This is a genomic window from Halanaerobium sp. ST460_2HS_T2 (genome assembly GCF_003337665.1).
GTDB lineage: Bacteria > Bacillota > Halanaerobiia > Halanaerobiales > Halanaerobiaceae > Halanaerobium > Halanaerobium kushneri.
Window position 1 is genome coordinate 1 of record NZ_QPJF01000009.1, and the last position, 20004, is coordinate 20004.

The 20004-nt window shown below is 34.3% G+C and carries 27 protein-coding genes and 1 pseudogene; 25 read left to right on the forward strand and 3 right to left on the reverse strand.

What is annotated here, in order from left to right; genetic code table 11:
• The first annotated feature begins 119 nt into the window (after positions 1 to 119).
• From DFR80_RS05635 to DFR80_RS05680, 10 genes are all read left to right on the forward strand, one after another.
• Entirely contained in the window at positions 120 to 812 is a 693-nt protein-coding gene (locus tag DFR80_RS05635) for a hypothetical protein (RefSeq protein WP_114489422.1), read from the forward strand.
• Positions 813 to 904: 92 nt separating this feature from the next.
• Positions 905 to 1243 carry a hypothetical protein gene (locus DFR80_RS05640; RefSeq protein WP_076545973.1) on the forward strand — a complete coding sequence of 113 codons (339 nt, stop codon included), beginning with the start codon at positions 905 to 907 and terminating at the stop codon, positions 1241 to 1243.
• Between the two features lie 14 nt (positions 1244 to 1257).
• On the forward strand, positions 1258 to 1602 hold the full coding sequence (locus tag DFR80_RS05645; protein WP_076545974.1) for a hypothetical protein: 345 nt from the start codon (positions 1258 to 1260) through the stop codon (positions 1600 to 1602).
• 618 nt (positions 1603 to 2220) lie between these two features.
• Complete coding sequence (locus tag DFR80_RS05650) at positions 2221 to 2565, forward strand: DUF3024 domain-containing protein (RefSeq protein WP_076545975.1); 345 nt, start codon at positions 2221 to 2223, stop codon at positions 2563 to 2565.
• A gap of 34 nt (positions 2566 to 2599) precedes the next feature.
• Positions 2600 to 2983, forward strand: coding sequence for a hypothetical protein (locus DFR80_RS05655; protein WP_076545976.1), 384 nt, complete (start codon positions 2600 to 2602; stop codon positions 2981 to 2983).
• A gap of 17 nt (positions 2984 to 3000) precedes the next feature.
• A complete protein-coding gene (locus DFR80_RS15565) occupies positions 3001 to 3246 on the forward strand; it encodes a DUF2357 domain-containing protein (protein ID WP_369862628.1) in 246 nt (81 codons plus the stop codon).
• Positions 3247 to 3388: 142 nt separating this feature from the next.
• Positions 3389 to 4165: a DUF2357 domain-containing protein gene (locus tag DFR80_RS05665; RefSeq protein WP_076545977.1), complete on the forward strand. Its 777-nt coding sequence runs from the start codon at positions 3389 to 3391 to the stop codon at positions 4163 to 4165.
• The gene (locus DFR80_RS05670; RefSeq protein WP_076545978.1) at positions 4143 to 4523 is read left to right on the forward strand and encodes a hypothetical protein; all 381 of its coding nucleotides are present in this window, start codon (positions 4143 to 4145) and stop codon (positions 4521 to 4523) included. Before DFR80_RS05665 ends, DFR80_RS05670 begins: the two co-directional genes overlap by 23 nt.
• 76 nt (positions 4524 to 4599) lie before the next feature.
• Complete coding sequence (locus DFR80_RS05675) at positions 4600 to 5337, forward strand: copper homeostasis protein CutC (RefSeq protein WP_114489423.1); 738 nt, start codon at positions 4600 to 4602, stop codon at positions 5335 to 5337.
• Between the two features lie 176 nt (positions 5338 to 5513).
• Positions 5514 to 8261, forward strand: a complete 2748-nt coding sequence (locus DFR80_RS05680; RefSeq protein ID WP_114489424.1) for a glycoside hydrolase family 3 C-terminal domain-containing protein — start codon at positions 5514 to 5516, stop codon at positions 8259 to 8261.
• Positions 8262 to 8412: 151 nt separating this feature from the next.
• Here DFR80_RS05680 and DFR80_RS15450 read toward each other — a convergent pair.
• Together DFR80_RS15450 and DFR80_RS15455 are read right to left on the reverse strand one after the other, a co-directional pair.
• Positions 8413 to 8505: pseudogene (locus tag DFR80_RS15450) on the reverse strand (hypothetical protein); the annotation flags it as partial.
• A 182-nt stretch (positions 8506 to 8687) separates the two neighbouring features.
• Positions 8688 to 8879, reverse strand: a complete 192-nt coding sequence (locus DFR80_RS15455) for a YbhB/YbcL family Raf kinase inhibitor-like protein (protein ID WP_255417017.1) — start codon at positions 8877 to 8879, stop codon at positions 8688 to 8690.
• Positions 8880 to 9277: 398 nt separating this feature from the next.
• Here DFR80_RS15455 and DFR80_RS05690 point away from each other — a divergent pair, with 398 nt between their 5' ends.
• From DFR80_RS05690 to DFR80_RS05700, 4 genes are all read left to right on the forward strand, one after another.
• The gene (locus DFR80_RS05690) at positions 9278 to 9790 is read left to right on the forward strand and encodes an RNA 2'-phosphotransferase (RefSeq protein WP_233493746.1); all 513 of its coding nucleotides are present in this window, start codon (positions 9278 to 9280) and stop codon (positions 9788 to 9790) included.
• Between the two features lie 136 nt (positions 9791 to 9926).
• On the forward strand, positions 9927 to 10112 hold the full coding sequence (locus tag DFR80_RS15350; protein WP_233493741.1) for a universal stress protein: 186 nt from the start codon (positions 9927 to 9929) through the stop codon (positions 10110 to 10112).
• Positions 10087 to 10308 (forward strand): universal stress protein, encoded by a 222-nt coding sequence (locus DFR80_RS15355; protein ID WP_233493742.1) that lies wholly within the window; start codon positions 10087 to 10089, stop codon positions 10306 to 10308. Before DFR80_RS15350 ends, DFR80_RS15355 begins: the two co-directional genes overlap by 26 nt.
• A 187-nt stretch (positions 10309 to 10495) precedes the next feature.
• A complete protein-coding gene (locus DFR80_RS05700) occupies positions 10496 to 11248 on the forward strand; it encodes a class I SAM-dependent methyltransferase (protein ID WP_114489426.1) in 753 nt (250 codons plus the stop codon).
• A 75-nt stretch (positions 11249 to 11323) separates the two neighbouring features.
• On the opposite strand, the gene DFR80_RS05705 is transcribed toward DFR80_RS05700, so the two are convergent.
• Entirely contained in the window at positions 11324 to 12673 is a 1350-nt protein-coding gene (locus tag DFR80_RS05705; RefSeq protein WP_114489427.1) for a Na+/H+ antiporter NhaC family protein, read from the reverse strand.
• Positions 12674 to 13064: 391 nt separating this feature from the next.
• Here DFR80_RS05705 and DFR80_RS05710 point away from each other — a divergent pair, with 391 nt between their 5' ends.
• From DFR80_RS05710 to DFR80_RS05760, 11 genes are all read left to right on the forward strand, one after another.
• Complete coding sequence (locus DFR80_RS05710) at positions 13065 to 13553, forward strand: carboxymuconolactone decarboxylase family protein (protein ID WP_114489428.1); 489 nt, start codon at positions 13065 to 13067, stop codon at positions 13551 to 13553.
• Positions 13554 to 13611: 58 nt separating this feature from the next.
• Positions 13612 to 14856 (forward strand): MFS transporter, encoded by a 1245-nt coding sequence (locus tag DFR80_RS05715; RefSeq protein ID WP_114489429.1) that lies wholly within the window; start codon positions 13612 to 13614, stop codon positions 14854 to 14856.
• 146 nt (positions 14857 to 15002) lie between these two features.
• Entirely contained in the window at positions 15003 to 15302 is a 300-nt protein-coding gene (locus DFR80_RS05720; protein WP_076545988.1) for a hypothetical protein, read from the forward strand.
• 4 nt (positions 15303 to 15306) lie between these two features.
• Positions 15307 to 15543, forward strand: coding sequence for a hypothetical protein (locus DFR80_RS05725; protein ID WP_114489431.1), 237 nt, complete (start codon positions 15307 to 15309; stop codon positions 15541 to 15543).
• A 126-nt stretch (positions 15544 to 15669) separates the two neighbouring features.
• Entirely contained in the window at positions 15670 to 16215 is a 546-nt protein-coding gene (locus DFR80_RS05730; protein ID WP_158537684.1) for an NUDIX hydrolase, read from the forward strand.
• A 16-nt stretch (positions 16216 to 16231) separates the two neighbouring features.
• Entirely contained in the window at positions 16232 to 17314 is a 1083-nt protein-coding gene (gene tsaA / locus DFR80_RS05735; protein WP_114489433.1) for a tRNA (N6-threonylcarbamoyladenosine(37)-N6)-methyltransferase TrmO, read from the forward strand.
• Between the two features lie 11 nt (positions 17315 to 17325).
• Complete coding sequence (locus DFR80_RS05740; RefSeq protein WP_076545992.1) at positions 17326 to 17514, forward strand: uracil-DNA glycosylase; 189 nt, start codon at positions 17326 to 17328, stop codon at positions 17512 to 17514.
• Positions 17515 to 17555: 41 nt separating this feature from the next.
• On the forward strand, positions 17556 to 18062 hold the full coding sequence (locus tag DFR80_RS05745) for an SDR family oxidoreductase (protein WP_114489434.1): 507 nt from the start codon (positions 17556 to 17558) through the stop codon (positions 18060 to 18062).
• A gap of 24 nt (positions 18063 to 18086) precedes the next feature.
• The gene (locus tag DFR80_RS05750) at positions 18087 to 18539 is read left to right on the forward strand and encodes a DUF523 domain-containing protein (protein ID WP_114489435.1); all 453 of its coding nucleotides are present in this window, start codon (positions 18087 to 18089) and stop codon (positions 18537 to 18539) included.
• 29 nt (positions 18540 to 18568) lie between these two features.
• Positions 18569 to 18943, forward strand: a complete 375-nt coding sequence (locus DFR80_RS05755) for a DUF2007 domain-containing protein (protein WP_076545995.1) — start codon at positions 18569 to 18571, stop codon at positions 18941 to 18943.
• A gap of 97 nt (positions 18944 to 19040) precedes the next feature.
• Complete coding sequence (locus tag DFR80_RS05760; protein WP_114489436.1) at positions 19041 to 19910, forward strand: SAM-dependent methyltransferase; 870 nt, start codon at positions 19041 to 19043, stop codon at positions 19908 to 19910.
• The last annotated feature ends 94 nt before the right edge of the window (positions 19911 to 20004 follow it).

The window sequence follows — 20004 nt, forward strand, 5'->3', positions numbered from 1 at the left end:
AGGGGGAGGGATTCCTGCATTTAGTGCAGATTCCTAAACTGATAATTATGATAACTATTAATATTTTTAAAAAAACTATTAGATTTGACGTAACGATAAAAAAAGGAGGAGGTTAATAAATGGATAACTTAAAGAAAATATTAGATGATTTCTTAACAGATCAGAAGGAGAGGTTAAGCAAGCGTACTTATAATGATTATAGTAATGTAATATCTCTTTTTGAAGATTATTTAAATAGCTATGCTTATATGCATCTACCGGCGAAAGAACAGGATAATTTTGAAGAGAAAGCGATTTATGGAGAGGAGAGCTATTGTGAGATGTATTCAATTGATCAGCTGAGTAGTATGCAGATAGATGACTTTATGGCTGATTTTATGATCAGAAAAGTAATGGCTGAAAAATATTTAATGAAAAAGACAGCTACAGTAATGCGCCGCTTCAGTAAATGGTTGAAAAATAATGATTATATTACTGAGGAAAAATTTGATATCATTTATTCTACAATCAACGAAAAAAAAGATAGTCTGCCTAAAGCAGCTGAATTGTCTGATTTAATTTATGATGAATCAATAAAAAATGAATTTAATAAATATAGTTCTTATGAGGAAGGTAATTATGCTGTCACCAAAATAAAGCCGGGTAAATTATGGGTTAAAGATTATATGGAGGCTGGAGAAGAGATAGGTCCAGTTATAGTTCCTAAAAAAATAACTGATCTTGCGGAAAGAGATTTTTTTGTCTTTCTTGAGTTAGGGAAGAAGAATGGGAAGTATTATATAGTTAATAGCGGCAATGTTTATCCTTATTAGAATTGTTGTTGTGAAATGTTTATTGCTCCTGAAAGATTAGAAAGATATAATTAATTTGATTATTTCTCAAGGCTTTTAAAAAGGAGTTAAAAATGTATGATTTCAGCAAAAAAACTAAAAAAGAAATTAGACGGTTGGCAGCTCTCGCTCATGAGAGGGAACTAGAAAAAGCTTTAGTTGATCTGAATTTAAAATTTAAGCAGTGGGAAAAAGAAGAGCTGGATCCTTTTGAATTGGACAGTGAAATACACAATTTTCATAATAAGATATCTAGAGAAATCTTCAAAAAATATAACAGCTATGATATGGAGGATCATTTTGTAGCCATAGCTATAGTCAATGGAATAATAGATAAAAGTGAGATCAACACAGAAGCCTACCAGGAACTTGAATCATTAATTGAGAAAATAGAAGACAGTGATTACTTTTAATTGGAGGAATATCAATGGTTGCACCTAAAAGAAAAAGATATAATAAAAAACAGAGACTGGCTGCTGCAGAAAAGTGGATTCCTACCTATGACGGTAAAAATCTAGTCAAAGGTTACAGCAATTGGTTTGGGGTCGATAAAATCTGTGCAATAAATGAACTTGAATTACTGGGTCATGAGATAGATTCAGAATATAAAGAGCAGATTTACAAACTTAAAAAAAGACAGGAAGAAGCTGCAAAAAAGGAAAATTTCGATGACCCAGGTGATTTAAAAACAAGAGAATTTGATGACTGGCAGAATGCTGATTATTATTTCATAGCCGGTTGTTCCATACGGAATAACCTGGGAAGAATATGAGAGGGAATACAGGGAAGAGGAAGAAGAAAATAATAGCAGCAGAAATTTTGATAAAGATGATTTTGATGTACCTTTTTAATTGTTATTATCAAGAATAATTGAAAATAATACAGATATTGAATTGTGACAAAAAAATAATATTCATTGAAAGTATTTAAAATAATATCAAATAATTTGGATAAACAATATAAAAGAATAAAAAATATTCTTGGTCAATTATATAAACCATTTCAAGAATCACTAGAAATATACGGCAATTATTAAAAAAAGAACTTTATTTTCCATGTTATGTTAAGGGTCTAGAAGATTTCAACTGGGAAGAATTTTATGTTTGGGGTTGAGGACCTAAAGAAGATTCTGAAAGACTTAAAAAGAGTCACCCTTCATACAGGGAGCAATTTGAACTAATTGATTTAGATAGTGATTTAAAGTCAAAGTGGATAATAGATAAAGCTGATATTGTAGCAAAAGTTAGGAGAATTGATGATAATAATATTTTTTATTTATCTCTGTCAGAATTAGAAACAGAAAATAAGAATTCTTTAAATTATCAATTGCTGCATGATTATTCAGTCTGGTTTGTAAATAGACAAGATAGATAGTTAGGAGTTGATTATAATGGCTTTAAATGAATTATTGAAAAAAAGAGTTGAAAAAAATTTGGACAAATTTTGCGATGAGCGTATTCCAGAAAGAGTTAAAGATCAGATTAAGCTGGATTATAAGATTAGAGGTAATAGTGTGACACTAATTGAAAAGCGTCCCCATTATAAAAATACAGATGAATGGGTTGAAATGAAGATTGCTCAGTTTAGATTTAATCAGGATAATAATAAATGGTCTTTATACTGGTGGAGGCATACAGGTAGATGGTATGAATATGATAATATTGAAGCTACTACTGATTTTCAAAAACTGGTTAATGAAGTAGATGAAGATCCAACCGCTATCTTTTGGGGTTAATTCTTAAATAATCGATAGAGATTCAGGTGATAAAATGGCAGTAAAAAAGATAGATCTAATCACAATTAAAAACGACAACCTCTCTCTAAACATCAAGGGTAAGCCCCTGCATTCTGATCACGAAAAGGAATTTCCAGAAGCAAATAAAGCTCAGGCTGCAGTCAGTTTTAGCTCAGTTTTAGACCAAAACTTTGACTTTAAATACCATGAACCAGAGAAAAACAAGCTCAAACTGAGCCAGTTTAACTCCATAAAAAATTACCCTCTCTTTTTTGAATATCAAAACTATGATTTTTATATAGAATCAGAAATGCCAATTGACATCTACCATCCTAACCGAGAAATCAGGGATCTCTATCACATCCAAATGACAATCCAAATGTATTATACGGCAGCATTAACTTTGGCAGTGATATAGGTTATTCTGAATTTGAAATCAGAAGTAAGTCTCAGGTTATTTTCACTCTCAAATTAGAGGTCTTTTCCAGTAAAATTGACTATCAAAAAGACTATCAGCAGTTAATAGAGGAAGTAAATAAAGAAGTATATAATTTAGCCTATGATTTTTTAAGAAAGACCTATCAGAATATGAACACTGCAGAAAAACAGAACATCTCTAAATCTGAATTCTTTGTAATTATTGAAAATATATTTGCTGATTTATTTAAAGCTTTAAAATGAGTAGAAGAATCACCCCACCATCAGATTATTAAAAAAAGAAATGTCCGACCAGCCTCCAATGTAAAAAGAGTGGGGAGACAGAGCCTTAGTGGCTAAATAAAAACAGCCGCCATATGACAAAGAACTTAAGCTGCTGGAAAAGATGCTGGCAGTAGAAAAGAAATTGAGCTATGATAACTTTGAAAATAAGTTTATCAAGTGGAGCTTTTCAGAATTAATTAAAAGGCTCAAACATTTTAAGATTAATTATCTAAAAGTGAAAAGAGAAAATGTGGATCAGGATCTGATTAAAAAGATTGATAAAATGATTAGAAAGTTAAAATTAAAGCCCAAACATTCATTTTTAGCTGAAGTGGGCGAACTGCAGAAAATCAATTCAATTTCTCTGGTGCTGCAGATGGCCCCCGGCTATAAAGAATTATATAAATATTACTTGATGCTTTTAAAGGGACTTTCTCTAAACGGAGATATCTTTAGACTTTCAATTAAAGAGCTCTGGCAGCTTTATGAATACTGGACTTTTTTAAAGTTAAACAGCCTGCTGCAGGATAAATATAAGATGCTAAAAAATAATATTATTAAATTAGATTACAGCGGCATTAATGTAACTTTATCTAAAGGAGGCTTGGCAGAGGTTGAATATCAAAATCCAATTACGGGGGAGAAATTCACTTTAAGTTACAACACTGCAGCTGGAGATGGAATTACCACCAATCAGAAACCAGATAATATTTTATCTTTAAGCAAAGAAGATTCTGAGCATCAGTACAAATTTATCTTTGATGCTAAATATCAGCTCAATCAGGCAGAAGATGGGACTCCTTATGCTAGAAGCCACAAAGGGATTCCTGGTCCGGAAGAGGAGGATGACATCAACACTATGCACCGCTACCGGGATGCAGTGGCAGCAGCTTGGTAAAAAAATTAAATCTGAGGGTTATGGAGTCAATGGCAGCCATATTTATTCCAATCTGATGCTTTTAAAAAAGGCTGATACCCTGCCTGAACTAAGTATTCGTTCCTTAAAAGAATGGAGAATCTGGCTCGAATTAAAGCGGCTCAAGAAAAATATAAGGTTTAAGCTAAATAACAACAATTTAGATCAGATCGATAAAATTGAGGGCATTAAGATAGGAGAAGTTGAGCTCAACCTAAAAAAGAATGAACTTTTACTGGAATTAAAAAATGATCAGTTTAACTTTTCTTATTCAAAGTTTTTACAAAACCCAAGAGCTATCTTAAATAAAATAATTACCTCGGGAGAAATTAAAAAATAACATTTAGAGAATTAAGCTTTCAAATTATTCTTATTAGAATTATTCCAGGGTTAAAATATTAAATAAGGAGAATACAATGATTAAACTAGAAATTTGCTGTGCTTCAGCTGCAGACGCAGTTAATGCTTTTAAAGGTGGTGCAGATCGGGTAGAATTAAATTCGGCTATTGCCTATGGCGGTTTAACACCGAGCCTTGCTGATTTGGAAATGGTAAAAGCTAAAACCAATATTCCAGTGATGGTAATGATCAGGCCTCGAAGTGGAGGCTTTTCATATTCTGAGATGGAATTTGAAGTTATGAAAAGAGAGGCCGAACTGGCAGTTGAATCTGGAGCAGATGGCCTTGTGTTTGGAGTACTTAAAGAAAATAGAGAACTTGATCTTAAAAGAAATAAAATTTTAAGGGATATTGCAGGAGATAAAATAACTGTTTTTCACCGAGCTTTTGATATAGTTCCTGCTCCCTTTGCTGCCTTGGATAAAATTAAGGAAATTGGGATGGACAGAGTTTTAACTAGTGCTCAGGCTAATAAAGTTGCTGATAATCTGCAGCTGGCAAAAGAAATTATAGCATATGCTGGTGAAGAGCTGGAAATATTATTGGGTGGAGGGATTAGAGAACATAATTTAAAAGAAATCATTGAGCAGACAAACTGCAGAGAGGTACATTTATCAGCTTTCAATAAAAAGGTAGATAAGTCAATGCTTAAGCAGAAGCTTAAATTTAATAGCGACTGTATTTCAGAGTCTGAATATAAGCTGACTGATATTCAGAAAGTAAAGAGAGTTAAAGAAATTTTAAGTCATTATTAGTCCGGATTTGTTTTGCTTAATTAAATTAAAGAAAGCGCTTTCAATTTTTACCGACTTTAGTCATAAAACTGTTTACTTCCTAAATCGTTTTATGTTACAATAATATTGTTGTTTATAAAATTTTAAGGATCTAATTATAGGGACAATTACTAAATAAAGAAGTAAGGAGAATTCAAATGGAAAAAGTTAAACTTGATCTGGAAAAATATGCAGCAATTTCTCGACAGGCAGCTGCAGAAGGCTGTGTGCTTTTAAGAAATGAAAAGCAGGCACTTCCAATTAAAAAAGGAGAAAAAGTTTCTGTTTTTGGTAGAATTCAATTTGATTATTATAAGAGTGGTACCGGTTCTGGGGGACTTGTTAATACTGAATATGTAGTGGGGATTTTAGATGCCCTAAAATTAAACGATGAGCTTGATCTTAATCAGGAGCTGATCGATACATATGAAGAATGGCTGGAAGATAATCCCTTTGACCACGGTGAGGGCTGGGCTCAGGAACCCTGGACACAGAAAGAGATGCCGGTCAGTACTGAACTGGCCCAAAAGTCAGCCGCAGACTCTGATCTGGCAGTTGTTATTCTCGGCCGCACTGCAGGGGAAGATAAAGATAATTCAGCAACTAAAGGCAGTTATCTGCTGACAGATACTGAAGAAGAGATGCTGGCCAGTGTATGTGAAGCCTTTGATCGGGTAGCTGTAGTCTTAAATGTGGGTAATATTATCGATATGAAATGGGTCGATAAATATCAGCCCGAAGCTGTACTCTATGCCTGGCATGGAGGTATGGAAGGTGGAAATGGAACTGTAGATGTACTGACAGGGAAAGTAAATCCTTCCGGTAAGCTCAGTGATACAATTGCAGTTGATATTTCAGATTATCCTTCTATGGATGATTTCGGAAATAAGGATACTTTAATTTATAAAGAAGATATTTATGTGGGTTACAGATATTTTGAAACAGCAGCCAAAGACAGGGTTATCTATCCCTTTGGCTATGGACTCTCCTATACAGAATTTGAAATTGATATTCTTTCCTTTAAGGAAGGAGAAGATTCACTTACTGTAGAGCTTGAAGTCAAAAACACCGGTGATCTGGCCGGTAAAGAAGTAGTACAGGTTTATGCAGCTAAGCCTCTGGGTAAACTAGGTAAAGCAGCCCGGACTTTAGAAGCATTTGCTAAAACCAATTTACTGGAGCCGGGTCAGAGCCAGAAATTAAGTTTGAGCTTTAGAAAAGAACAGTTGGCTTCCTATGATGACAGCGGGATAACAGGCCACAAATCTTCATATGTAATGGAAGCTGGTGAATATAAGATATATGCTGGCAGTGATGTCAGAAAGGCGGAACTTGCCGGAAGTTTTGAAATCGAAACTCTGGAGCTCATAAAAGAACTTAAAGAAGCATGTGCACCGGTAGAGTCCTTTAAACGCTTAAAAGTTGATTCAGATGGCAGAATGACTGAAGAGGAAGTACCAGAGAGAACTATAGATTTAGATCAGCGGATAGCTGTCAAACGACCGGAAGCAATTCCCTATACAGGTGATCAGGGAATAAAGTTAAAAGATGTTTATCAGGAAAAAGCATCCTTAGAAGATTTTATTGCTCAGCTGAGTGACGAGGATCTGGCCTGTCTGATGCGGGGTGAAGGAATGAATTCTCCCAGAGTAACTCCCGGTACAGCTGGAGCTTTTGGTGGTGTAAGTGAAAATCTGACTGATTTTGGAATTCCTGCCGCCTGCTGTGCTGATGGACCTTCCGGAATTAGAATGGACTGCGGCACAACTGCGTTTAGTCTGCCAAATGGGACCTCTTTAGCCTGTACATTTAATTTAGATTTAGTAGCTAAATTATTTGACCTGATGGGACAGGAGCTTTTGGCAAATCATATTGAAACTATCTTAGGACCGGGAATGAATATCCACCGGACACCCTTAAATGGACGGAATTTTGAATACTTTTCTGAAGACCCGCTGCTGACCGGAAAAATGGCTGCCGCTCAGCTTAGGGCAATGAATAAATATAAGGTTACTGGAACTATCAAGCACTATGTGGCCAATAATCAGGAAGCTCACAGACATGATGTGAATTCTGTGGTCTCTGAAAGAGCCCTAAGAGAAATTTATATGAAGGGCTTTGAAATAGCTGTTAAAGAAGGAGAAGCAGCTTCCATTATGTCTACATATGGCGGCTTAAATGGAATCTGGACTGCCGGGAACTATGATCTTCTGACTACAATCCTGCGGGAAGAGTGGGGTTTTGACGGAATTGTAATGACCGACTGGTGGGCCAGAATCAATGAAGAAGGCGAAAAAGCCAGAAAAGGAAATACTATTCCGATGGTTCGAGCTCAGAATGATCTCTATATGGTCTGTGAGAATCCAGAAGAAAATAGCTGTGATGATAATACCTTAAAAGGCCTGGCCGAAGGGAAGATCACGAGAGGCGAGCTGCAGAGAAACGCGGCCAATATCCTTAAGTTTATATTGGATTCAGCTGTGATGGAAAGAAAACTAAGTGGAACTGGAGAAGAAGCAGCTGCAAAAGAAAGTATTGAAGAACCAACAAATGTAATGGAATATTATGATCTGACTGAGGTAGATGCCATTGACCTCTCAGATGTGAATACTGCCAAAGGAGAATCGGTTGTCTTTGGCATAATTCGAGATGAGAGAGGAATTTATAAGCTGAAGCTTGAACTGAAAGCCAGTGGAGGAGAAGTTGCTCAGGTACCTGTTTCCTTATTTATTAATAATAAGCTGGATTCAACGATTACAATCAATGGTACTGGCGAGTGGCAGACAGTAGAAAAAGAAATAACCCTCTGGAGTAAAAATAATTACATCAAACTTTATTTTGCTCAGAGTGGAATGGAACTCGGCAGGATGACTTTTGAATTTGAAAAAGAAATTGAATCAAATTAAATAAGCTTTTAATTATAAATGAATAGCACCTGTTAATTATGGCAGGTGCTTTCATAATTTTACGTATTTTTTTATTATAAACATTCGTTTGCAACATAATGCTGTCACATCTATGTGTTATACTTTAATTGTAAAGAAGCTTTTGAGATATTTAAAACACTGGATATTTATGAAGCACCCTCGGCAGTACATGACCTTCCATTGCCTTTAGCAGTGTTTCTTTGTCCGCACCAGCCTTTAAATCAAGCTGATCTTCAAGAGAATAGACATAGAATCTGTAAGTGTGGACCCCACTGGGTGGTGTGCCGGTCCCCTATAGCCTAATTCATTAAAATCATTTTTTCCCTGTGTGGCTCCATTTAGTTCTTTAACTTTTTCTTTCCTTTCAATATTTTTTGAAATTTTACTGATATCTGCCGGAATATTTCAGATCAGCCAGTGGGTAAAATTACCGTTTGGGGCATCAGGATCATCAACAATAACAGCCAGAGTTTTTGCATCTGAAGGCACATTTTCAATTATCAGCGGAGGAGAAATATCTCTGCCGTCTGCTGTGTATTCTTCAGGAATAAAGCCACCGTCTTCAAAGGCAGATTTAATAAGCAGTTCTTTTTCCATAAATTTAAGCCTCCTTTCTTAATCTCAAAAACTAATCAGCTGGATTAAGTTTTATATCTAGGCTTTTATAGTCTTTTATTTCAATTATATAATAACAAAAAACATTCAGAAAATAAAGAGTTGTAGAAGTAATTGCTACAGTCAGAGAGCTAAAATAAAGATAAAAAAGAAATTTCTATGTATTGGTATAATTACTATAAATATTTTATAATATTATTAGACAATACACCGACATTAGAAAAATATTAGATAAAGAGGCTATATTTATAAAAAGCTTGAATATGATATATGAGAAGCAGAAAATAGTTTAAAAATATACAGAGAGAGGACTAAATTGAACTTAAAGTTGGAGGTATCATTATGAACAAAACCAAACTCTCAAAACTATCTCTTATATTCTGCGCCATCATCCGGAAGATTTTGACTTAAAACTGGCAGCAGATGCTTCTGTTAAAACAGATGAACTTCTGCAGGCATTGAGTAAGAAGTATAAAAATATAACAAAGAATGACTTAATAAAGCTGGTCCAGAATGATTCCAAGGAGCGTTTCAGATTTTTAGATGGCAGGAAAAGAATCAGAGCAAGCTATGGCCACAGCATTGATGGAGTTAATCCAGATTACAGAGCCGTTAAGCCACCTAAAATTCTCTATCATGGTACCAGACCTGAGGTTAAAGATATAATTCTTGCTTCTGGTCTCAAACCGATGAAAAGAAATTATGTCCACTTAAGTGTTGAGATACAAGAAGCTGAGAAGGTGGCTCTGAGAAGAACCAGTAAACCGGTAATTTTTAAGATTAAAGCTCTTAAAGCTCATCAGGAAGGACAGAACTTTTATAAAACAGCAGCAAATATCTATCTAACTGATAAGATTTCTGCTAAATATTTATCTTTACTGAAAAAGGATTAGATTCATTCCCCTTATTGTAATTTAAATTGACAAGATTATAGATTTAGCAGGATCAAGATAAAGGAATTCTATTATAGATGATGAATTATAATAGTATTGGAATAATCTTTTTGTACAGCAAGAGGGGGGAAGTAAAATGAAAAAAATACTGGTCGGTGTGGATGGAACGGAAAAGTCAAAAAAAACATCTCATATTGCCGCAGACTTGATTAATCCTGAATCAGAAGTTACTTTAATAACAGTAATTACTGAAGCTGTAAAAGAAGAGAATATTAAAGAACGAATAAAAAAAAGTAATGGACAAAGAAGCAAATTTTTTTAAAAAAAGAGGCATAAAAGTAAAAAAGGAAATTCATTATGGACACCCTGCTGAAATAATCTGTAATTTTGCTGCTGAAAATAATTTTGACTTAATTATTCTGGCTGATAAAAAAGACGAAAAAAGAAGTTTTTTATTAGGTGGAACCAGTGATAAGGTAGTTAGACATGCAAAACAGGCAGTAATGGTAGTTAAATAGCTTTTCTAATAAAATATATTTTTAGGAAATTAAACTTTAATAGACTAAAGCACCCTCTAAGTCTTGATTGATTTTAGAGGGTGTTAATTTTATTTTAAAGATTGCTAAAGAAGATAGAATTGCATTTGCAGAATAGAAGTCATATAAAAAATTATTAATATTAATCTTTTAAAAAGGAGAAATTAATATGACAGAACTTGAATTATTGCTTGATTTTCATATAGAGGGTAAAAGACAGGGGCCAGGCAATACTGAGGATACAATAAAAGCACTGAGCTTTATGGAGCTAAATGAAGATAAAAATTTAAAAGTTGCAGACATTGGCTGTGGTACAGGTGCCCAGACAATTACTCTGGCTAAAAATATTAAAGGAGAGATAACAGCTGTTGATTTATTTACTGAATTTTTAAATGAATTAAATTCAAGGGCAGAAGAACTGGGCTTAGCTCATAAAATCAATACTTTAAAAAAATCAATGGATGATCTGCCCTTTGACCGTGAAGAATTTGATATTATCTGGTCTGAAGGAGCAGTTTACATTATGGGATTTGAAGCAGGCATCAAGTATTGGAAAGAGTTTTTAAAAACAGGCGGTTATCTGGCAGTAAGTGAGATAACCTGGCTCACCAATTCCAGACCGGTTGCAATAGAAGAACACTGGAATAGTGAATATCCTGAAATTGATACAGCTTCAAGCAAAATTAAAATCTTAGAAAAAAATGGTTTCTCACCAGTTGGATATTTCTGTTTGCCAGAATCAAGCTGGATTGATAGTTATTACAAACCAATGGAAGAACGTTTTGACAATTTTCTTAAAAAACATAATTACTCAGCAGCAGCCGGGCAATTGATAGAGAAAGAAAAAGAAGAAATAAGACTCTATAAAAAGTATAAAAATTATTTAAGTTATGGCTTTTATATTGCTAAAAAGATAAGATGATTTTATACTTTGTTAACTCCACAGGATATTAAACTTTTTTTGATAATCTCTTTTATTTTAATTGCTAATGTTGGACTAAAAATTTTCCTCAACATAGCTAACTAATAGATTAGAAAAGGGCATCAGGAGTGGAAAGAATGCATAGGGAAAATATTCTACTGTTGTCACTCCTAAAACTGCTGTCATCATTAAGGCGTTAACATTCCAGGGGATTAAGGGTGAAAATATGAGGCCGGAATCTCCCAGGGCTCTGGCCAGTTCTTTTCTTTTAACCTTCATTTGGTCGTAATTTTTTCCCAGCATTTTAGCCGGCAGAAATACTCCCAGAAACTGATTGCAGCCCAGAGCAGCAGAAATTATACCTGCAAAGATCGTTACAGTAATCAGATGCATTTTTTTCTTAATTAGATGAATAAATGGTTTTAAGAGACTGTTTAAAACTCCCATTTGTTCCAGGAGTCCTCCTAAAAGAACAGCAAAAATAATTAGCGAAATTAGCTCCAGCATACTTGTTAAACCGCCGCGACTAAGTATATTATCTATGAAGACCACCCCAGTTTTATTTTTAAAACCTCTAAACATAATATTTAAAAGTTCTGACCAGCCTCTTTGTGTTAAAGATATTCCCACTGCTAAAGAAAATAGAATGTTTAGTGCAAGATTAATAATTGTTGGTATTTTTAAGATGGCCAGAATAATGATTAAAATTGGAGGCAGTAAAAGCCAGTAGGAAATCTGAAAATTGCTGTTTAAAAGTTTAATCAGAGAATCTAAATTAACTGCAGCTGTCATGCTGGAAAAACTGTTTAATCCAATAAAGAGAAAAATTAAAGCTGTAATTAGATAAGGTAAAATTGCAGTTTTGAGCATATGGTAAATCATATCCATTAGCCGGGCTTCTGAACTGTGAGCTGTGATAATAGCAATTGAAGAAACTGGTGACATTCTGTCTCCTACATAAGATCCAGAAATAATTGCTCCTGCAGCTAAGGCAGGGTTAAGCCCCATTGTCTGGGCCAGACTGATTAAGGCCAGTCCGATTGTACTTGCAGTTCCCACAGCGGTACCAACTGCCATTGAAACAAGAGAAGTTGAAATAAAAGAAAGGATAAAAAAGTATCTGGGGCTGATAGTCTGCAGCCCGAAGTAGATCATTGTCGGTACTGTGCCTACAGCAATCCAGAGTCCGATCATCATTCCCAGTAAAAATAAAATTAAAATTACATTACCTATATTTTTAAAACTTGAAAAAAGCATTTCTTCAATTTCCTGCCACTTATAGCCCCAGTATAAGGCTAAAGCTATAATAATTATTATTTCAAAAAAGAGAGCAATCTGAATCGGTGCCTCCCAGAATAGAACAGAAAATAAGATCAATAAAACCATTGTAATCACAGGTATTACTGCCTGTTTAAAAGTTAACATTCCAATTCCCCCAGAGTTTTCTATTTATTATTTACCAATCCTACTATATAATTAATTTTGAACATATGTCAACACTTTGTTAGAAAAAGTTTTAATTATTTTTTGATTTGATATAATAGAAACCAGGAAGTGATAGAATGCCCAAAAAAATCTGCCTGTTTTACCAAAACAGCTTTTCAACCAGATTAAAACTATGGAACTGAATAATGTCTTTCCAATATTCAGTGTAGGCAGCATTGTTTTAATCACAGCCGCTGGTTATCTCTTTTTCGGAGAAAAATTAAGAACAAAAGAATGGGCCTCATTCTGATGACAGTAATAGAACTAATTTTAATCAATATTTAGAGCTGATTGAAATATAAAAGATAATATTTAAATTAAAGGAGTTAATATGGAAAAATTTAAAAAGCGAAGATTCAACAGTTTCGGAGAATTTATTAAAGAATTAAAATTTATTATCAAAAATAGAGATCAGATAAAGAAATTAGATTCAGGAGAACTGCTGGATGCAGAATTCAGGCAGAGGCTGATGATGGCTGTAACGGAGGTCAACGGCTGCCGCTACTGTTCCTACTATCATTCAAAACTGGCTCTTAAGGCAGGTATCAGTCAGGCTGAACTTAATTCTCTTTTAGCAGGTGAATTAGAAGACTGTCCGAAAGAAGAAACTTTGGCTTTATTTTACGCTCAGCACTGGACAGAAAAGAAAGGGCAGCCTGAGCAGGAAATGATGGATAAGGTTAAGGCTGAATATGGAAGAGAAAAATTTGAAACTATTAACTTAGCAGTCAGAATGATTAATTTCGGCAACCTGTCGGGGAACAGTTTTGATTATTTTCTTTATAAATTAAGCTTTGGTCTGCTGGCACAAAGCAGCTGATACTGCTGTTGCTGTCTGTGCAAATTATTAAAATAATATTATTCCCGGAGGAATAATTATGGATATTAAAAAAGATAAAAACATCAAAAAATTTGGATTTTATGGTCTGCTAAAAAACCTTAAATTCTTTGAGCCATTTCTTTATATATTTTTTCTCAGCCTTGGTTTTTCCTATTTTCAGATTGGAACCCTCATTTCAATCAGAGAAATTACTAAAAATATACTGGAAGTACCATCAGGTATTTTTGCTGATCAGTACGGCCGTAAAAAAAGCCTGCAGATCTGTTTTATTTTCTATATTTTTTCTTTTATTTTATTTTACCTGGCTTTAAATTATTTGGTTATGATTCTGGCAGTGATTTTTTTTGGTATAGCTGAGGCATTTAGAAGTGGAACCCACAAAGCTATTATTTTTTTATATCTTGATCGCAGAGGGCTTGCCGATAAAAAGTCGGAAGTTTATGGAAGAACTAAATCCTATTCACTGATAGGTTCAGCCATTTCGGCTTTAATTGGAGCTTTTATAGTTTTTGTAGAATCAAACTACAGATTGATTTTTTTATTTTCTATTATCCCCTATATTCTGGACTTTATTTTAATTTCTACTTATCCGGCTTACCTGGATGGAAAAACAAATGGAAATTTAGATTTAAAGAAATTTTTTCTGGCTGGAATCGACAGTCTAAAGAGACTGTTATTTAATTTACAGGATTTGCGGAAAGGAATTATAAATTCAGGTATTTATGATGGATTTTTTAAGGTTCTAAAAGATTATCTGCAGCCGATTTTAAAAATAGAATTGATTGCCCTGCCTTTGATGCTGAATTACGGAGAAGAAAAAAGACTTTCAGCTCTGCTTGGCCTGTCCTATGCAGTGATTTATCTACTCAGTTCCGCTGCCAGCCGCAGCGCCTTTAAGCTGAAAAGAATTTTTGCAGATACAGGTAAAGCTCTAAATATTGTCTATATTTTAACAGTAAGTATAATGGCTCTGATCGGCTTAATTATCAACAGCGGTTTTACTTATTTTATAATTCTTTTGTTTATCTTATTCTATGTTCTTAGAAGTATGAGAAGACCGGTGATGCTCGATTATATTGCCAATATCATAGCTGAAAAGGAAAGAGCAACTATGTTATCTATCGAATCGCAATTTAGAACTGTTTTCATTGTGGTTTCAGCTCCAATTATTGGTTTTATTGCTGACCGATGGGGTTTAAATATAATGTTTCTGACAGCTGCTTTAGTAATGCTTTTATTAAAAACTTTGATCAAATTATCAGTCCAAAAAAATAGCAAATAGAAATTATTTTGTTAACTGAGCTGATATGATATACTAAAATTAGCACAAAGTTTAAAATGAAGCAGTTGGCTGATTATTTGGAAAGCCAGAGTCTGGAGCAGGCTTATCTTTTAAGTTTAATTATAAAAACAGGAGGGAGCGGGATAATGTTAAAATCAATATTTAATGCTTTTGTTTCAAATAAAGCAGGTAAACTATATTTAACATCGATACTTATTTTGATCATTTCTAACATAATACTTAGTAGTAATAGTAATTTATATTTCATCGGTACAGCTGCTGTTATTTTTTATGTCATTGCACTGGTTTATTACTCAAGACATATGGAAATAAATATCTGGGTTAATATTCTCTTAGTTGCTTTAACTTTAGTACCTTTTGGGATCTGGATGACTTTAATATATTTTGCCCGCAAAAATTATTATCTAAATCAGCCAGAGGATTGATATCATGCTGACAATTAAATGTGCAAAATGCAAAAGTAAATTATTTAAATACAAAAAAATTGGCCAGGGCAGAGTTCTCCGCTGCTGGAAGAGCAAAATAACAAGGCTTTATGATGGAGAAGTTAAAGGTAAAAACTTTTTCTGTAAAAGTTGCGGTAATATTATAGCTGAAATCAAAGATGACCGCCTCGATATGAATAGTGATGCCTTTACTTACAGCGGAACAAAAATCAGAAAATAATTTTGATCTTTAATTTTAAAAATAATTGTTATAAAGAAAGCCGGGATTTCCCGGCTCTTTGATTTTTAAACAGGGAAAATAAAATTAATCAAGAATTATATATAATAGAAAAGGAGAATCTTTAAGTTGGATTACCATCAAAAAATTTTAGAGGAAATTAGAAAATATAAGCCGAACAGTCAAGCTGAGAAAAAATATAAGCGTCAAATTATAAATTTTTTAGCTAATAATGAAGATGACTATTTGCGAACTAATTCTAAAGGGCATTTAACAGCTTCTGCCTGGATAGTCAATCATCAGGGTGATAAGGTTCTACTTCACCATCATCAGGCACTAGATAAATGGATTCAACTGGGTGGACATTTAGAAGAGGGAGAATTAATTGAAGAAGCTGCTTTAAGAGAAGCTGCAGAAGAATCTGGTTTAAATTCACTTTCAGTAGTTGAGCAGAAAATATTTGATCTTGATGTTCATAAAATTCCTGCAGTTAAAAAGCAGGCTGAGCATTTTCACTATGACTTAAGAGTTTTATTGCAAGCAGATGCTGGAGAAGAATTAGAAAAGAGCAGCGAATCTAAGAATTTAAAATGGATTGATCTCAATAGAGTAGATAACTATGTCGATGAAGAATCAGTATTAAGGATGCTCAGAAAAACTAAAATGAAAATTTGATATTAAGGAGACAAAAATGAAAGTTAAAAAAATAGCAGAAGTTAGAAGTAAATATAAGGAACCTGTTGGTCCGGATGAGATGAAAAAGAATAGAAGTATAATTGAGGTTGAGGAAGAATACCTGGATGGTCTTGACAAAATAGAAGATTATGAATACCTGCAGATCCTTTTCTATTTTCATAAATCGGAAGGATATGACCTAATCAGCAAAAGAAGAAAGGGGTCGGAAAGAGGTCTCTTTACCTCCAGAAGTCCCCGCAGACCAACACCGATTGGGATTACAACTGTGGAATTATTGAAAAGAGAGGGTAATAAACTGCATGTCTATGGACTTGATGCGATAGATGGAACTCCAGTTATTGATATTAAACCTTACGCCTCATTTATGGATCAGCCAACTCTATCTCTGCAGAAGAAGACACCGCGCTACAGGATTAATAAATTGATCAGATATCAGAATCTTCATGATTTACTGCTTAAGACGGGAGAACTGCACGGACATTACTGTCCCTTTCTTGCCCTGGGAGTGCTGGCTGCTGCAGATGCCTTAAAGAGACTTGTTGCAGAAAATGATGGAATGGAGGATTTACTGGCTGTAGTGGAATCTAACAGCTGTTTTAGTGATGGTATTCAATATGTCGCAGGTACTACCTTTGGCAATAATTCAATTATCTATCGTGATTTTGGAAAGACAGCTGTCACCTTTGTCAAAAGAAAAAATTCATCAGAAAATCTTAGATATTATCTCAAAGATCCAGATTTTATTGAACGGGAATATCCAGAAGCAGCTGAATTATTTAAAAAAGTTATTGCAGAAAGAAGAGGCAGCAAAAAAGAACAGCAGAAAATGAAGGAACTCTGGCAGCAGATAGCTTTTGAAATAATTGAAGCAGATCCTGATAAATACTTTAAAATTGAAGAAAATGCTGAAATCAAACTACCTGATTATGCCCCGATCTTTGCTGATGCTGAATGCAGTAAGTGTGGGGAGAGATTAATGGCTGCCAAAGCTGTTCAAAAAGATGATAAAGTTTTATGCAGGGACTGTGCTGAAAGCAGTTATTATCAGCTTGACGGCAGCGGAATAGTTGAGAAATAAGGAGGCTAATTATGACCTGCAAATGGTATCCGGTCTGTCCGATGAAGAGATTTTATGAAGCTGGTAAAATAGATAAAAAGTGGGTTGAAAACTACTGTCATGGTGATAATAAAAGCTGTCAGCGCTATCAAATGGAAGAGCGCGGTGAATATCATCCTGATAATATGCTGCCTGACGGCAGTATTGATCAGAGTTTATAAATCTCAGTAATTAATAATAAATAAAAACAGGTGATAGTATTATGTTAGAGAAAAGACTTAACAATAAAACTGCCCTAATAACAGGGACCAGCCGGATGCAGGGAATTGGCGCAGCAATTGCCAGGAAATTAGCAGAAGATGGTGCAGATATTTTTTTTACTTACTGGCTTGATTATGATCGAAAGATGCCTTGGGGCGCAGAAAAAGAAAGAGGCGGCAGAATAATTAATCTCAGTTCAGGTCAGTTTAAAGGACCAATGGAAAATGAGATAGCTTATGCAGCTACCAAAGGAGCAGTGGATGCCTTAACCATCTCTCTGGCAGCTGAATTAGCTCCCAAAGGAATAACAGTTAATGCTGTTAATCCGGGTCCTACAGATACCGGCTGGATGGGTCAGGAGCTGAAAGAGGAGTTATTGAAAAAGTTTCCGCAGGGTAGAATCGGTCAACCTGAAGACACAGCCAGACTGGTTAGTTTTCTGGCCTCAAAAGATGCTGAATGGATTACCGGGGAAATTATAAATTCTGAAGGTGGATTTAAGCGTTAAAAATTAATGATTGAAGGTGATTAAATGTTTCTTGTAAGTTCCTGTCTGGCAGGAATTAACTGCCGCTATGACGGCAAAAATAACTTAAATAAAAAAGTTGCAGAGTTAGTCAAAACAGGAAAGGCAATTCCGGTCTGTCCTGAAGTTTTGGGAGGACTCCCGACTCCCAGAGATCCCTCCGAAATTATTATTGATGATCAAGGCAGGAAAAAAGTTGTAACTGAAAAGGGTAAAGATCTAACAGCTGAATTTAAACTGGGGGCAGAAAAAACTTTAAAAATAGCAAAAATTGTGGAAGCCAAAAAAGCATTACTGCAGCAGAGAAGTCCCTCCTGCGGCTCGGAAAAAATCTACGACGGAACTTTTAGCGGTACATTAATCAGCGGCAGAGGTCTCACAGCTGAATTATTAATAAAAAATGGGATAAAAGTTTTAACTGAAACTGACTTAGTGAAAAACAATTTAATTGAAGATTAGATTTAATAAAAATTTAAGGAGCTAAAACAATGGCTGAATTTAAACTGCAGCATTTAATAACAACCGGGACCCGCGAAGCAGAGATGATAGAGGCCTTACTCAATGATAACGGGATTGAGCTTATTGTGCGCCACGATGAAACCGGGGACTATACTATGCTTTATATGGGCTATTCCGCCTTCAATATAGAACTTTATGTTGCAGAGAAGGATTATAAAGAGGCTAAAGAACTGCTGGAAAGTTTAAATATAGAGGCTACAGAAGAAATTAAAGAAGCAGATCAGAGTCGAGAACTTAAAAGTGATAAAAATAGAAACAGAAACTTTTCTTTTTATCTGGCTCAGATTGCTAAAATAATTATTGTTCTCTATCTACTTTTACATTTACTACCCCTATTTTTTTAAAAAGTTTTAAATATTCTTTTTATGTTAGATTATTAAATATTCTTTTTTGGATGATATAAAAAAACAATAAAAAATAATTGACAGGGAGGCAAAAATAATGAAAGATAAAAGCTATTCTGCTTTATCAAATGCTGCACTTAGAGCAGCAGAATCATATTATCCCGAAGATGAGAGACTCTTTTATGATGGAGCAGCATTTTATTTAATGCCTCCTCTCTGGAAACTGTTTTTAAAGCTGATGAAGTTTTCTCCTCTAAGAGAGATGATATTTGCTAAAAGAGATAAAGAACTGCCTGGCGTAATTGGCAATCTCTTATACAGAACAAGATATATTGATGACACTTTAAGAGAAAACTTAAAAGAGATGGAGCAGTTATTAATTCTTGGCGCAGGATTTGATACAAGGTCCATCAGGATTGAAGGGTTGGAAAATCTGGAAGTCTTTGAAGTAGACCATCCTGAGACTCTTTCCAAAAAGAAAAAAGGATTAAAAAAGTTATATCAGGATCTTCCTGAATATCTTAATTTGGTAGAAATTGATTTTGAAAAAAGAGACTTAAATGAGGTGCTGCAGGAAAATAATTTTGATAAGAATAAGAAAACTTTTTTGATCTGGGAAGGTGTTACTCAATATCTGGAAAGAGAAGCGGTGGATAAAGTAATCGATTATTTTGCTGAATTAAAGAGTGGAAGCAGAGTAGTTTTTAGTTATGTGAAAAAGGAAGTAGTTGTTGGTTCTGAAAGATCTGAAGTTGATGAAAAAATCATCTCTTTTGTTGAAGAGATGGGTTCTCCCTGGAAAACCGGCCTTAAAAGCAGTGAAATTGAAGAGATCTTAAATTCACGAGGTTTAGAACTAATAGAAGATGTGGGAAAGGATGAGTATCAAAAGCTGTATTCTGATTTAAGCAGCAGAGAAATCAGCATTTATGATGGTGAAAGAATAGTTTATGCAGTTAAGGATTGATAAAGAGAAATTATTCGATTAAAGAATGAAATAATCAACTTTCAATATACTTAATTTTAGGCTGTATTTGTGTTTTAACTAAAATAATTATTAT

What these genes read in the sequence shown, in the direction of transcription:
- DFR80_RS05650 (WP_076545975.1), top strand. Translation starts at nt 2,221, where the DNA reads ATGGCTTTAAATGAATTATTGAAAAAAAGAGTTGAAAAAAATTTGGAC.
- DFR80_RS15455 (WP_255417017.1), bottom strand. Translation starts at nt 8,879, where the DNA reads ATGGAAAAAGAACTGCTTATTAAATCTGCCTTTGAAGACGGTGGCTTT.
- DFR80_RS05710 (WP_114489428.1), top strand. Translation starts at nt 13,065, where the DNA reads ATGGAAAAATTTAAAAAGCGAAGATTCAACAGTTTCGGAGAATTTATT.
- DFR80_RS05750 (WP_114489435.1), top strand. Translation starts at nt 18,087, where the DNA reads ATGTTTCTTGTAAGTTCCTGTCTGGCAGGAATTAACTGCCGCTATGAC.
- DFR80_RS15350 (WP_233493741.1), top strand. Translation starts at nt 9,927, where the DNA reads ATGAAAAAAATACTGGTCGGTGTGGATGGAACGGAAAAGTCAAAAAAA.
- DFR80_RS05670 (WP_076545978.1), top strand. Translation starts at nt 4,143, where the DNA reads ATGCAGTGGCAGCAGCTTGGTAAAAAAATTAAATCTGAGGGTTATGGA.
- DFR80_RS05760 (WP_114489436.1), top strand. Translation starts at nt 19,041, where the DNA reads ATGAAAGATAAAAGCTATTCTGCTTTATCAAATGCTGCACTTAGAGCA.
- DFR80_RS05680 (WP_114489424.1), top strand. Translation starts at nt 5,514, where the DNA reads ATGGAAAAAGTTAAACTTGATCTGGAAAAATATGCAGCAATTTCTCGA.
- DFR80_RS05740 (WP_076545992.1), top strand. Translation starts at nt 17,326, where the DNA reads ATGACCTGCAAATGGTATCCGGTCTGTCCGATGAAGAGATTTTATGAA.
- DFR80_RS05725 (WP_114489431.1), top strand. Translation starts at nt 15,307, where the DNA reads ATGCTGACAATTAAATGTGCAAAATGCAAAAGTAAATTATTTAAATAC.
- DFR80_RS05700 (WP_114489426.1), top strand. Translation starts at nt 10,496, where the DNA reads ATGACAGAACTTGAATTATTGCTTGATTTTCATATAGAGGGTAAAAGA.
- DFR80_RS05715 (WP_114489429.1), top strand. Translation starts at nt 13,612, where the DNA reads ATGGATATTAAAAAAGATAAAAACATCAAAAAATTTGGATTTTATGGT.
- DFR80_RS05640 (WP_076545973.1), top strand. Translation starts at nt 905, where the DNA reads ATGTATGATTTCAGCAAAAAAACTAAAAAAGAAATTAGACGGTTGGCA.
- DFR80_RS05655 (WP_076545976.1), top strand. Translation starts at nt 2,600, where the DNA reads ATGGCAGTAAAAAAGATAGATCTAATCACAATTAAAAACGACAACCTC.
- DFR80_RS05720 (WP_076545988.1), top strand. Translation starts at nt 15,003, where the DNA reads ATGTTAAAATCAATATTTAATGCTTTTGTTTCAAATAAAGCAGGTAAA.
- DFR80_RS05635 (WP_114489422.1), top strand. Translation starts at nt 120, where the DNA reads ATGGATAACTTAAAGAAAATATTAGATGATTTCTTAACAGATCAGAAG.
- DFR80_RS05745 (WP_114489434.1), top strand. Translation starts at nt 17,556, where the DNA reads ATGTTAGAGAAAAGACTTAACAATAAAACTGCCCTAATAACAGGGACC.
- tsaA (WP_114489433.1), top strand. Translation starts at nt 16,232, where the DNA reads ATGAAAGTTAAAAAAATAGCAGAAGTTAGAAGTAAATATAAGGAACCT.
- DFR80_RS05645 (WP_076545974.1), top strand. Translation starts at nt 1,258, where the DNA reads ATGGTTGCACCTAAAAGAAAAAGATATAATAAAAAACAGAGACTGGCT.
- DFR80_RS15355 (WP_233493742.1), top strand. Translation starts at nt 10,087, where the DNA reads ATGGACAAAGAAGCAAATTTTTTTAAAAAAAGAGGCATAAAAGTAAAA.
- DFR80_RS05675 (WP_114489423.1), top strand. Translation starts at nt 4,600, where the DNA reads ATGATTAAACTAGAAATTTGCTGTGCTTCAGCTGCAGACGCAGTTAAT.
- DFR80_RS05705 (WP_114489427.1), bottom strand. Translation starts at nt 12,673, where the DNA reads ATGTTAACTTTTAAACAGGCAGTAATACCTGTGATTACAATGGTTTTA.
- DFR80_RS05755 (WP_076545995.1), top strand. Translation starts at nt 18,569, where the DNA reads ATGGCTGAATTTAAACTGCAGCATTTAATAACAACCGGGACCCGCGAA.
- DFR80_RS05665 (WP_076545977.1), top strand. Translation starts at nt 3,389, where the DNA reads ATGCTGGCAGTAGAAAAGAAATTGAGCTATGATAACTTTGAAAATAAG.